Below are 12,209 nucleotides of genomic sequence, written 5' to 3' on the forward strand. Positions count from 1 at the left end.
AACAGCTTTGCTTCGAAAGTACGCCGTCGCGCACGTGCGGGACGTCCGTAGCTCAAGGTTTTCTCATGCAAAAGTACGCAAAGTCACACTAAGTCACCAATGCGGTCCCATGGGAAACATTGGCCGGGGCCCGACCGTTAGCGTTACGACGACCTCTAGCGAAAGGACAGTCGTGTCTACTCCCGACCCGTGGAGTACCTGCCCGTGCTCCGGCACGGGACCCATTGAATCGGGGAAGGCAGACCAGTGACGTGGGTTCTCGGTCTGCCGGCCATACTTCTTCTCACCCTCCTGACCGGCTACTTCGTCGCCCAGGAGTTCGCGTTCGTCGCGGCCGACCGGTCCGCCCTCCGGGAGCAGGCCGCGGCCGGGGACGCCGCCGCCGGCCGGGCCGTCGAGGTCACCGGCAGGCTCTCGTTCATGTTGTCGGGCGCGCAGCTCGGCATCACGGTGACCACGCTACTCGTGGGATTCGTCACCGAACCCGCCCTCACCCCGCTGATCCGCCCCGGCCTGTCCGCTGCGGGCGTTCCCGAGGCCGCGGTCCCCGGCATCGCCGTGGCGCTCGGGCTGGTCATCGCCACGGTCGTCCAGATGGTGCTCGGCGAGCTGGTGCCCAAGAACCTCGGGATCGCCCGGCCCGAACCCGTGGCCAAATGGCTGTCCCGGTCCACGTTGATCTACATGGCCGTGGCCGGCCCGGTGATCCGGCTGTTCGACACCGCGGCCACCCGGCTGCTGCGCCTGGCCGGCATCGAGCCGGTCGAGGAGATCGAGCACGGCGCCACCCCCGAGGAGCTGTCGCGCATCATCGCCGAGTCCGAGGCGGCCGGCGACCTGTCCGAACGGCTGTCCGACCTGCTGGAGCGCGCCCTGGAGTTCGGCGACCGCACCGCCGAGGACGTCATGGTCCCCAGGCCGCGCGTCGTCTCCCTCCACGCCGACCGTCCGGTGTCCGACCTGCTGAGCGCCCTGAAGACCTCCGGGCACTCCCGCTACCCCGTGCTCGGCGCGGACGGCGACGTCATGGGCGTCGCGGGCCTGCGCGAGCTGCTGCGCGGGCAGCCCGGCGAGGTGCCGATCGAGCGCATCGCCACCGCACCCCTCCTGGTCCCGACCACGCTGCCGCTGCCCGCGCTGCTGGACCGTATGCGCGTGACCGGCGGCGAGCTGGCCTGCGTCATCGACGAGTACGGCGGCCTCGCGGGCGTCGTCGCGATGGAGGACCTGGCCGAGGAGCTCGTCGGCGAACTGATGGACGAGAACGACCCCGATGCCGCCGAGGCCGTGGCCAGGGACGACGGCACCTGGGAGGTGCCGGGCACGCTGCGGCTCGACGAGGTGGAACGGGCGACCGGCCTGCGGCTGCCCGAAAGCGAGGATTATGACACCGTGGCCGGGCTCATCATGGCGCGCCTCGGCCGCCTGGCCGAGCCCGGCGACGAGGTGGCCGTCCCCCTGATGACCGAGCGCGACCTCTTCGAGGACGACGAGCCGGCCGAGGAGGGCGTGCTGCTCACCGTCCTCGGAGTGCAGCGCAGGATCCCCGACCGGGTGCGCATCGCGCCCGGGCTGGCCGACGCGGCCGTCGTGGGCGGTGAGGCCCGATGAACACCGCGACCGCGCTCCTGCTGGGCGTCGTCCTGCTGATCGGCAACGGCCTGTTCGTCGCGGCCGAGTTCGCCGTGGTGTCCGCCCGGCGTCACCGCCTTGAGGAGGCCGCCGCGGGCGGGAGCCTCGCCAGGGCCGCCGGGCGCGCTGCGCTGCGCAACGGCCGCCAGCTCTCGCTCATGCTCGCCGGGGCCCAGCTCGGCATCACGCTGTGCTCCCTGGGCCTCGCCATGGTCACCGAACCGGCCATCGAGCACCTGCTGGAGCCGGTGTTCGGCCTGGTCGGCCTTCCGGAGTCGATGCGGACCGCCGTCGCGTACGTCATCGCGCTGGCGATCATCACGTTCTTGCACATGGTCGTGGGCGAGATGGCGCCCAAGTCGTGGGCCCTCACCCACCCCGAGCGGGCCGCCATGGGGCTCGCGCTGCCCTTCCGCGGCTTCACCTGGATCGCCAGGCCGATCCTGGCCGCGCTGAACGGCCTCGCCAACGGGCTGCTGCGCGCGGCCGGCGTGCGTCCCCGCGACGAGCTCGCGACCACGCGGACCCCGCCGCAGCTCGCCATGCTGGTCGGCGAGTCAGGACGGATGGGCCTGCTGGACCGGGCCGAGCACGACCTGCTGACCCGGGCCCTGAAGGTCCAGTCGCAGCCGGTCGAGAAGCTGATGGTGCCGATCGCCGAGGCCGCCGCCGTGCCCGCGGGCGCGCCGGAGGGCCTCGTCCGCGACGTCGCGGCCGCGAGCGGCCACCTGCGCCTGCTCGTCAACGGCGGCGCGCCCGAGGACGTCCTCGGCGTGCTGCACGTCCGCGACACGCTGACCCACCCCGGCGCGCCGCCCGAAGATCTCATGACCTCCGTGCCGCGCCTGAAGCCGTCCACGACGGTCCCTGAGGCCGTCGCCCACCTCCAGGACGCCCGCGCGCACGTGGGCCTCGTCACGGACCCCAGCGGCGCCGTCACCGGCTTGGTCAGCCTGACCGACCTCGTGGGCGAACTCCTCGACACGCGCACCCCGGCGGCCCTTCGTAAGCGCCCCGCCGCCCAGCCCCGCTGACAGGCCCCTCAGGTGCCCGCCATCCCAGGCGGGCACCTGAGCGCTGCAAGCGCCCCGTAAGCGATCTGAAAGCCGCCCGCACTACACATCCGGGTAAAGCAACCGGCAAGAAACTTAAGAATCTCCAAAGAATCCGGCCGACACCCCCGGCCGTCCGAAGCCCACAGGCGAGGGATCCGAGGAAAAGACGTCTCTCCCCCGAAAGAGCCCCAGACGCGGAGAGCCCACCCCAAGCCCAGCCAGAATCAACCCGGCACGCAGGAGCCCCCCAAACCACCATGAAGAACCCCAAGCTCAGAAGCAGCGGCCTGCAGTCCGAAGTGATGAAGCCACCAGCCCTCGAAGCCGCCAGGCTCGGCCGGAAGCGCCGAAGAACCCAAGGCGACGAAGCCGCAAGGCTTCGAACCCGGCGCGGTGACGTGGGGGTTCCAGGGGGGTCGCCCCCCTGGGCAAACACAAAGGCCCCGGGAAGAAGCCGAAGGCTTCGAACACGGGGCCGCTCGTGGGCGAGGAGGGATTTGAACCCTCACATCCTTTCGGACACACGGACCTGAACCGTGCGCGTCTGCCGTTCCGCCACTCGCCCTCTTTGAGTGCGTGGAAAGGCTAGCACGGATCCGTGCATGCCACCGAACCCGGATACGATCCTCCTAGACGATGGAGGAAGGGAGGTACCCGGTGGGAGTCCTTCAGCGCTTCGAGCGCAGGCTCGAAGGCTTGGTTGAGGGGGCCTTTGCGCGGGCGTTCAAGTCTGACCTTCAGCCGGTCGAGGTCGCCAGCGCGGTGCAGCGCGAGATGGACGAACGTGCCGCGATCGTGGCGCAGGGCCGCACTCTCGTGCCGAACGACTTCGTGGTGGAGCTGTCCACGACGGACGCCGAGCGGCTGGAGGTGTACGCCGACAGCATCAGCCACGAGCTGGCCAACCTCGCCAGGGAGTACGCCAAGGAACAGGGGTACTCGTTCGTCGGTCCCGTCCGGGTTCGCTTCGAGACCGCCGATGATCTGGCGGTCGGGCTTTTCCGCATCCGCTCGGGCGTGATCCGCGGCGCGACGGTGGAGCAGGACGAGATCCGGCATCCGGTGAGCGATCTGCCCCCGAGCAAGCCGTCCGCGTTCGGCGGCCACCCGCGCCTGCTGGTGTCCACTCAGGACGACCCGCAGGGTCAGCGGTCGTACGAGCTGACGACCCCCGTGACGCTCCTCGGGAGGGGCACCGACTGCGATCTGCGGCTGGTGGACCCGGGCGTCTCCAGGCACCACGCCGAGCTCAGGGTCGAGGGCCCGACCGTGGCCCTCGTCGATCTCGGCTCCACGAACGGCACTTTCGTCAATGGCCAGCCGGTTCGCCGGATCGAACTCCAGGATGGCACCCGTGTGACGTTGGGTCGCACAACTCTGGTGTTCCGGCGCGATTAAGGGTAGACAGACGGTCCATGTCCGAGCTCACTCTGCTGCTGATCCGGCTCGCGTTCCTCGCGGTGCTGTGGTTCTTTGTGATTGCCGCGGTGGGAGTGATCCGGACAGACTTGTTCGGATCACGTGCACCGGCTCCCGCAGGCGTGCGCAAACCGGCCAAGCCCGCCCGTCAGCCGGTCAAGCCGAAGAAGGGGGAGCCGCGGCAACTGGTCGTAACCGGTGGTCCCCTGCAAGGAACCATCATCAACCTCACGGAGATGCCAATCACTATCGGTCGGGCGAATGACGCCACGCTGGTACTCAGCGACGATTACGCTTCCAGCCGGCACGCCCGGCTGTTCCCCCAGGACGGTCAGTGGATCGTGGAAGACCTCGGCTCGACCAACGGCACCTATCTTGACCGCTCAAAAGTGACCCGCCCAACTCCGGTGCACCTCGGCCAGCCGATCCGCATCGGTAAAACCGTCATCGAATTGCGCAAATGACAATCGCACTCCGCTACGCCGCCCGCTCGGACGTCGGCCTCCTCCGCGAAGGAAACGAGGACTCGGCGTACGCGAGCCCGCGCCTGCTCGCCGTCGCAGACGGCATGGGCGGGCACGCTCACGGTGAGGTGGCCAGTTCGGTCGCCATCACCGCAATGTCGTCCCTCGACCGGGACGCGGCCGGGGGTGACCTGCTCGGTGCCATCGAGGCCGCGGTGCGCGACGCCAATCGCAAACTGCACGAGATGGTGGGTCGCGATCCCAGCTTGAAGGGCATGGGCACCACGCTCACGGCCATGCTGTGGTCGGGAACCCGGGTCGCCCTGGTCCATGTCGGCGACTCCCGCGCCTACCTGCTCAGAAACGGCGAGCTGTACCAGATCACTCACGATCACACCTTGGTGCAGTCGCTGGTGGACGACGGGAGGATCACGCAGGAGGAGGCCGCGAGCCATCCCCAGCGTTCGATCCTGCTGCGGGCCCTCGACGGAAGCGGCGAGGTCGATCCCGATCTGTCGCTGCGCGAGGCGCAGGTCAACGACCGCTATCTGCTCTGTTCCGACGGCCTGTCCAGCGTCGTCAGCGCCGAGACCCTGCACCACACGCTGACCACGGTCGACGAACCCGACGCCGTGGTCCGCCAGCTCATCGACCTGGCCAACCGGGGGGGCGGTCCCGACAACATCACGTGCATCGTCGCCGATGTCGTCGAGATCGAGGAAGGCCAAGTGGTGGCGGGCGACGCCGCCGTGGTGGGGGCCGCGGGGTCGAGCCGGCTGAGATCCCAGCCACCTGACACTCCGGCGGGGCGGGCGTCCACGATCACCGCCCCGCAGCCGGTCCTCGTGGACGATGACCTGGACGACGAACCCGTGGGCGGCCCGGCGAACGCCGTGGCCGCCCCGCGGCGTGTCAAGCGGCGGCGCATGTGGCCGACGACGGTGACCGTCCTCGTGCTGCTGGTGATCCTGCTGGGCGGGGGTGGTTACTTCGGCTGGCGGTGGACGCAGGATCAGTACTACGTCGGGGCCCTCGGAGACGAGCTAGTGTTGTTTCGCGGGGTGGGCACCACCATCGGACCGATCCAACTGAACTCCGTCGTCAAGCGCACCGGCTTGTCGGTGTCCTCGATCCCCGAGCCGGAGCGTGGCCAGGTGCGGGCTGGCATGCCGGTAACCGACCTCAAAGCGGGGCAGACGAGGATCGACGACTTGAAGGCCAAATTCGGCGACCAGAAGGCCGTCCAGCCGACCGCTTCCCCCACCGCTACGGAGTCCTCGTAAGTGAGTGCCGTCGACGTCGCGGCCGTCCCCATGACCGCCAAGAGGCGGGGGGCGCAGCTGGTCATGCTCGCCTCCGCCGTGGCGATCGTCATGGTGGCCTACGCAAACGTCGGGCTGGGTCTGAACGACCAGGTGCCCGCGGGCATGCTGGGCTACGGCCTGGGCCTGGGCGCGCTGATGCTCGCCGCCTATCTCGTGCTGGCCAAGTTCGCCCCCTGGGCCGACCCGCTGCTGCTTCCACTGGTCACGCTGGTGAACGGGCTCGGCCTGGTGATGATCTACCGCATCGAGCAGTCCGAGAAGCTCGCCTCCGCGAGCAACCAGCTCTTCTGGACCGCGGTCGGCATCGTCATGTTCTCCGTCACGCTGATCGTGCTGCGCGACCACCGCGCGCTCCAGCGCATGACGTACACCGCCGGCTTCGTGGGCATCGGCCTGCTGATCCTCCCTCTGGTGCCCCTCCTGGGCAAGGAGATCAACGGAGCCCGCATCTGGATCGGCGTCGGGGGTTTCTCCATCCAGCCGGGCGAGTTCGCCAAGCTGTCGCTGGTCGTGTTCTTCGCGGGGTATCTGGTCGCCAAGCGCGACATCCTCGCGCTCGCGGGGCGGCGCCTGCTGTTCATCGACCTGCCCCGCGCCCGTGACCTCGGCCCCGTGCTCATCACGTGGGCGTTCAGCGTCGGCGTACTGGTCCTGGAGAAGGACCTCGGCACCTCGCTCCTGATCTTCGGCGCGTTCATCGCCATGCTCTACATCGCCACGCAGCGCACCTCGTGGGTGCTCATCGGCATCGCGCTGTTCCTCAGCGGCGCGTTCGTGGCCGGGCTCATCTTCAGCCACGTCCGGGCCCGCTTCGACGTCTGGCTCAACCCGGCCGACCCGGTCCTGTACGAGCGGTTCCCCGGCGGCAGCCTCCAGCTCATGCAAGGCCTGTTCGGCATGGGCTCGGGCGGCATCCTCGGCACCGGCCTCGGCCAGGGCCACCCCCAACTGATCCCGCTCTCCTTCTCGGACTTCATCTTCGCCGCCACCGGCGAGGAGCTCGGGCTGACCGGCCTGATGGCGCTACTGATGGTGTACGCGCTGATCGTCCAGCGCGGGCTGCGCACGGCGATCGCCGCGCGCGACCCGTTCAGCAAGCTGCTCGCGGGCGGCCTCTCGTTCATCCTGGCCTGGCAGGTCTTCATCATCGTCGGCGGCGTGACGAACCTGATCCCGCTGACGGGCCTGGTGACGCCGTTCATGTCGCAAGGCGGGTCGGCCCTGCTGGCTAACTGGATTCTTATCGCGCTGCTGGTACGCATGTCAGATGCCGCGCGTAGGCCGCCGCCGCAAGCCATCCAGGACGAAGGACTGACGCAGGTGTTTCAGCGATGAACGGCACGCTCAAGCGAGCCTCGGTGGCGTGCTTCCTCATGTTCGGCCTGCTGATGATCAACATCAACTACGTTCAGGCGGTGAAGGCGGACGGGCTGCGGTCGGACGGGCGCAACCAGCGCACGTTCTACGCCCGCTACGAGAACGAGCGCGGCATGATCACCGCGGGCGGCCAGACGCTCGCGAAGTCGGTGGACGTGGGGGGCACGTTCCGGTTCCAGCGCAAGTACACCAAGGGCGAGGTGTACGCGCCCGTCATCGGCTTCTTCGCCCCTGAGAGCGCGCAGGGCATCGAGGGCACCGAGAACAAGTACCTCGACGGCACCCACCCCGACCTGTTCGTCCGCCGCACCGTCGACCTGATCACCAACAAGCCGACCCGCGGCGCGGCCGTCGACCTGACGCTGGTGCCGAAGGCCCAGGAGGTCGCCTACCGCGCCCTGGAGAAGAGCGGCAAGCGCGGCGCGGTCGTGGCGATCGAGCCGAAGACCGGCGCGATCCTCACCATGGTGTCGGTGCCGAGCTACGACCCGAACACGATGGCGGCCCCGGACAAGTCGAAGGCCGCGCGGGAGTACGACAAGCTCGCCGCGGACCCGAACAAGCCGCTGATCAACCGGGCGATCCAGGACACGTTCGCGCCCGGTTCGACCTTCAAGGTGATCACCTCGGCGGCCTACCTCAGCGAGGACGAGTCGCGGGACGTCAACACCACCGTGGACGCGCCGGACGTCCTGCCGCTGCCGGGCACCACGGTCGGCCTGCGCAACTACCACGGCGAGTCGTGCGGCGGGCGCGCGACCCTGCTCGACGCGCTGACGATCTCGTGCAACACGGCGTTCGGCACGATGGCCCTGGAGATGGGCTACGACAAGCTGCACGAGCAGGCGGCGAAGTTCGGCATCGGCACCCCGCTCGCCATCCCGCTGAGCGTGACCAAGAGCGATATCGGCCCCGACGTGGACAAGCCCGCGCTGGCCCAGACCGCGATCGGCCAGCGGAGCAACCAGATGACGCCGCTGCAGATGGCGATGGTGGCCGCCGGCGTCGCCAACCAGGGCAAGGTCATGAAGCCCTACCTGGTGAACAAGATCGTGAGCCCGGACGGCGACGAGATCGACAGCGCGCGGCAGCAGGAGCTGAGCGAGGCGGTCACCCCGGACGTCGCCGACAAGCTCCGCCAGATGATGGTCAGCGTCGTACAGAACGGCACGGGAAAGGCCGCCCAGCTCCCCGGCATCACCGTGGCGGGCAAGACCGGCACGGCCGAGACCGCCAAGGGCCAGGCGTCCCACGCGTGGTTCATCTCCTTCGCCCCCGCCGAGGACCCGAAGGTCGCCGTGGCGGTCTTCGTCGAGTCGGGCAGCGCGGGCAACGACGCGACCGGCGGCGCGGTCGCCGCGCCGATCGCGCACGACGTCATGCAGGCGGTGCTCAACAAGTGACGCCGCGGCTGCTGAACGACCGATACAGGCTGATCGCCCGTATCGCGGCCGGCGGCATGGGCGAGGTGTGGCGCGCCTCCGACGGGCTGCTGCGCCGCGAGGTCGCGATCAAGCTGTTGCGCCGGCACGTGGCCGCCGACCCGGAGTTCCGCGAGCGTTTCCGCAACGAGGCCCGCATCACGGCGGGTCTGGCCGATCCCGGCATCGCGCAGGTCTTCGACTACGGCGAGCACGACGAGCTCGCCTACCTGGTGATGGAGCTCGTGCCCGGCGAGTCGCTGGCGGCGGTGATCGCCCGCAACGGCACGCTGAGCGCCGAGGTCACGCTGGACGTGATCGGCCAGACGGCCCGGGCCCTGCACACGGCCCACCGGTCGGGCGTCGTCCACCGCGACATCAAGCCGGGCAATCTGCTGGTCACCCACGCCGGCGCGATCAAGATCACCGACTTCGGCATCGCGCGGGCCCTGGAGGGCGCCCGCATGACGATGACCGGCACCGTGCTCGGCACCGCGCAGTACGTCAGCCCGGAGCAGGCGTCGGGCACCGTCCTCACCGCGTCCACCGACATCTACTCCCTCGGCGTGGTGGCGTACGAGTGCCTGACCGGGCAGCCGCCGTTCACCGGGGGCAACCAGGTGGCGATCGCCCTGCGGCATCTCAACGAGCTGGTGCCGCCGCTGCCGGAGTCCGTGCCGAAGCCCGTGCGCGATCTCGTCCTGGCGATGCTGGCGAAGAGCCCTGAGCACCGGCCCGCGGGCGGGCGCGAGCTGGCCGACCGCGCGATGGTGCTGCGCGGCTCGCTCTCCACACCGGACGTCCCCGTGCTGGGCATGCTCACCGACCCGACGGGCCTGGCGGCGCGCGAGGCGCTCCCGCAGGAGACCGCGCGCCGCGAGCCGGTCCGGCCGCAGGACGCGGTCCCAGGCATGGCCGCGCCGCCGTCCGTACAGCGACCCGCCCAGCCGTCCGCTCCGCCGTACGAGGGCCTGTACGACCGGCCCGGCCTGGACGCCCCGGCGCCCACGCGCATCGGCCGCCCGCCGTCCGGCCATCCCGCGACGCCCCGTCCGGCGACCGCGCCACACACCCGGGGGCGCAGGCGCAACGCGATCGGCCTGGTCGCCGCGGCCGGCTGCGCCGCGGCGGTGGGCCTCGGCGCGCTGGCGGCGAGCGGCCTTCCCCAGCTCGGCCTGGACAACGGGCCGACCCAGCCGGTCGAGCCGTCCACCGGGGAACCAGCGTCCTCGCCCACTCCGGCACGGACGACGCCCCGGATGTCGCCACCACCGAAACCGGTGAAGTCTGTCAAGCCGACGGTGTCACGGTCGGCTACGGTAAGCACGTCGGCGATTCCAACCCGGCGGCGGACGCCGAAGCCAACTCCGTCTCCGACCCCGACCCCTACTCCGACGCCCACACCGACTCCCTCACCAAGTGACACGACGCCAAGCCCCACTTCATCCGCAAGCACCACAATCACCCCGAACGGGGAGACGTAATGCGGCCCGGGGTCGATGATGGACACCGGCAGCCGCACCGCGGGCCGGTACCCAAGATGAACGGCAAGGGACAGTGCAGGAAATGACTCAGCCTCGGCTACTCGGTGGCCGCTATGAGCTCGACGGCGTCGTCGGCCGCGGCGGCATGGCCGAGGTCTATCGCGCGCGGGACATCCGGCTGGACCGAGTTGTCGCGATCAAGACGCTTCGTGCAGATCTGGCGAGAGATCACGTCTTCCAGGCCCGTTTCCGCCGTGAAGCCCAATCGGCGGCGTCCTTGAACCACCCGTCGATCGTCGCGGTGTACGACACCGGCGAGGACGGGAGTGAGGGCACGCCCGTGCCGTACATCGTGATGGAGTTCGTGGACGGGCGCACGCTGCGCGACCTGCTGCGCCAGGATCGCCGCCTGCTGCCGGAGCGGGCGGTCGAGCTGGTCGACGGCATCCTGCGCGCGCTGGACTACAGCCACCGCGGCGGCATCGTCCACCGTGACATCAAGCCGGCCAACGTCATGATCACCCTCGCGGGCGACGTCAAGGTGATGGACTTCGGCATCGCCCGCGCGATGGCCGACTCGGCCGCCACGATGACGCAGACCGCCCAGGTCATCGGCACCGCCCAGTACCTCTCGCCCGAGCAGGCGAGGGGCGAGCGCGTGGACGCCCGCAGCGACATCTACTCCACGGGCTGCGTGCTGTACGAGCTGCTCACCGGCCAGCCGCCGTTCACGGGCGACTCCCCGGTGGCCATCGCCTACCAGCACGTCCGCGAGGACCCGATCCCGCCGTCGCAGATCGACCCGGACATCCCCCAGTGGGCCGACGCCATCGTGCTGAAGGCCATGGCCAAGGACCCCAACCACCGCTACCAGAGCGCGGCCGAGATGCGGGCCGACATCCAGCGGGCCATGTCCGGCATGCCGGTCGACGCCGCCCACACGATGGTGGCCCCCAACGCCTACACCGGCCAGCAGACCCGCACGCTTCAGGCGCCCGGCGGGCCCGCCACCCAGCGCACCACCGCCGTCCCCCCGTACGATTACGCCCCCACGCAGGCGGGCGGCGACAGCGGAGGCCGCTACGAGCGCCGCCGCGGCCGCTCCCGGACGAGCGGGCTGGCGATCGCAGCGTGGTTCATCATCCCGATTCTCGTGATCGGCGCCTTCATCGGCATCGGGTACGCGTACCTGAGCTCGCCGGGCGACCCCCAGGGGAGCAGTGAGGTCCAGGTGCCCGCGGTGGCCGGGCAAACGGCCAAGGGCGCCCGGGCGACGCTGGAGGGCCAGGGCCTGAAGGTCAAGGTCACCGAGGAGTTCAACTCCGACGTCGAGAAGGGCACGGTCATCTCGTCGGAGCCGCCGGGCGGAACCAAGGTACAGAAGGACTCCGAGGTGACGATCCTGGTCTCCAAGGGCGTCAAGCAGGTCACCGTGCCGTCGCTGGTCGGTCTGACGGTGGAGGACGCGACCAAGACGCTGGAGGCCAACAACCTGCAGGCGCAGGTCGTGAGCGTCATGTCCAGCAAGGAACAGGGCAAGGTGTTCGAGTCCAAGCCGGCCGAGGGCGAGAAGGCCGACGAGAACAGCATCGTCAAGATCTACGTGCCCAAGCAGCAGGTCGCGGTCCCCGACGTCACCGGCCAGACACTGGCCGACGCCAGGTCCACGCTGGAGGCCGAGGGCTTCAAGGTGAGGACACAGCAGCGGGAGAGCGACAGCGTCGCGAAGGGCAACGTGATCAGCCAGACCCCCGGGGCCGGCGCCATGCTGAACCCCGGCAAGACGATCACCCTGGTGATCTCCTCCGGGCCGCCGCAGCAGACGTTCCCCACCGACACGCCTACCGACCAGCCAGTCCCGACGGACTCGCCGACGGAGGACATCCCGACCGAGGACCCGCCGCTCAGTGACCCTCCGCCGGACGGCGGCTTCACCAACTGACCTGTTCGAGGCGCGGCGGTGTTCTGGAGGAGGAGGGAGGAAGGGGTGAGGAACGAGCCCCTTCCGAGTGACGACGGAAGAACGCCGCCT

9 protein-coding genes and 1 tRNA gene are annotated in these 12,209 nt (G+C 69.8%); 9 read left to right on the forward strand and 1 reads right to left on the reverse strand.

The window, feature by feature from the left end; all coding sequences use genetic code 11:
* Positions 1–246: 246 nt before the first annotated feature.
* Positions 247–1,611, forward strand: a complete 1,365-nt coding sequence (locus tag AB0H21_RS38455; protein ID WP_358526625.1) for a hemolysin family protein — start codon at positions 247–249, stop codon at positions 1,609–1,611.
* Entirely contained in the window at positions 1,608–2,666 is a 1,059-nt protein-coding gene (locus tag AB0H21_RS38460) for a hemolysin family protein (RefSeq protein WP_358526627.1), read from the forward strand. The genes AB0H21_RS38455 and AB0H21_RS38460 overlap by 4 nt, the downstream gene beginning before the upstream one ends.
* 503 nt (positions 2,667–3,169) lie before the next feature.
* Here the strand turns inward: AB0H21_RS38460 and AB0H21_RS38465 are convergent.
* Positions 3,170–3,252: transfer RNA gene (locus tag AB0H21_RS38465), tRNA-Leu, on the reverse strand.
* A gap of 92 nt (positions 3,253–3,344) precedes the next feature.
* Between AB0H21_RS38465 and AB0H21_RS38470 the strand changes: the two genes are divergently transcribed.
* From AB0H21_RS38470 to pknB, 7 genes are all read left to right on the forward strand, one after another.
* Positions 3,345–4,085, forward strand: coding sequence for a DUF3662 and FHA domain-containing protein (locus tag AB0H21_RS38470; RefSeq protein ID WP_358526629.1), 741 nt, complete (start codon positions 3,345–3,347; stop codon positions 4,083–4,085).
* Positions 4,086–4,102: 17 nt separating this feature from the next.
* A complete protein-coding gene (locus AB0H21_RS38475) occupies positions 4,103–4,570 on the forward strand; it encodes an FHA domain-containing protein (RefSeq protein WP_358526631.1) in 468 nt (155 codons plus the stop codon).
* Positions 4,567–5,853 carry a Stp1/IreP family PP2C-type Ser/Thr phosphatase gene (locus AB0H21_RS38480; RefSeq protein WP_358526633.1) on the forward strand — a complete coding sequence of 429 codons (1,287 nt, stop codon included), beginning with the start codon at positions 4,567–4,569 and terminating at the stop codon, positions 5,851–5,853. The genes AB0H21_RS38475 and AB0H21_RS38480 overlap by 4 nt, the downstream gene beginning before the upstream one ends.
* 30 nt (positions 5,854–5,883) lie before the next feature.
* Entirely contained in the window at positions 5,884–7,230 is a 1,347-nt protein-coding gene (locus tag AB0H21_RS38485) for an FtsW/RodA/SpoVE family cell cycle protein (protein WP_358526640.1), read from the forward strand.
* Entirely contained in the window at positions 7,227–8,675 is a 1,449-nt protein-coding gene (locus AB0H21_RS38490; protein ID WP_358526635.1) for a penicillin-binding transpeptidase domain-containing protein, read from the forward strand. Before AB0H21_RS38485 ends, AB0H21_RS38490 begins: the two co-directional genes overlap by 4 nt.
* Positions 8,672–10,177 carry a protein kinase gene (locus tag AB0H21_RS38495; protein ID WP_358526637.1) on the forward strand — a complete coding sequence of 502 codons (1,506 nt, stop codon included), beginning with the start codon at positions 8,672–8,674 and terminating at the stop codon, positions 10,175–10,177. The genes AB0H21_RS38490 and AB0H21_RS38495 overlap by 4 nt, the downstream gene beginning before the upstream one ends.
* Positions 10,178–10,259: 82 nt before the next feature.
* Entirely contained in the window at positions 10,260–12,119 is a 1,860-nt protein-coding gene (pknB, locus tag AB0H21_RS38500) for a Stk1 family PASTA domain-containing Ser/Thr kinase (RefSeq protein WP_358526638.1), read from the forward strand.
* Positions 12,120–12,209: the final 90 nt, after the last annotated feature.

This window comes from Sphaerisporangium sp. NPDC051011, assembly GCF_040653595.1.
In the GTDB taxonomy this organism is placed as follows: domain Bacteria; phylum Actinomycetota; class Actinomycetes; order Streptosporangiales; family Streptosporangiaceae; genus Sphaerisporangium.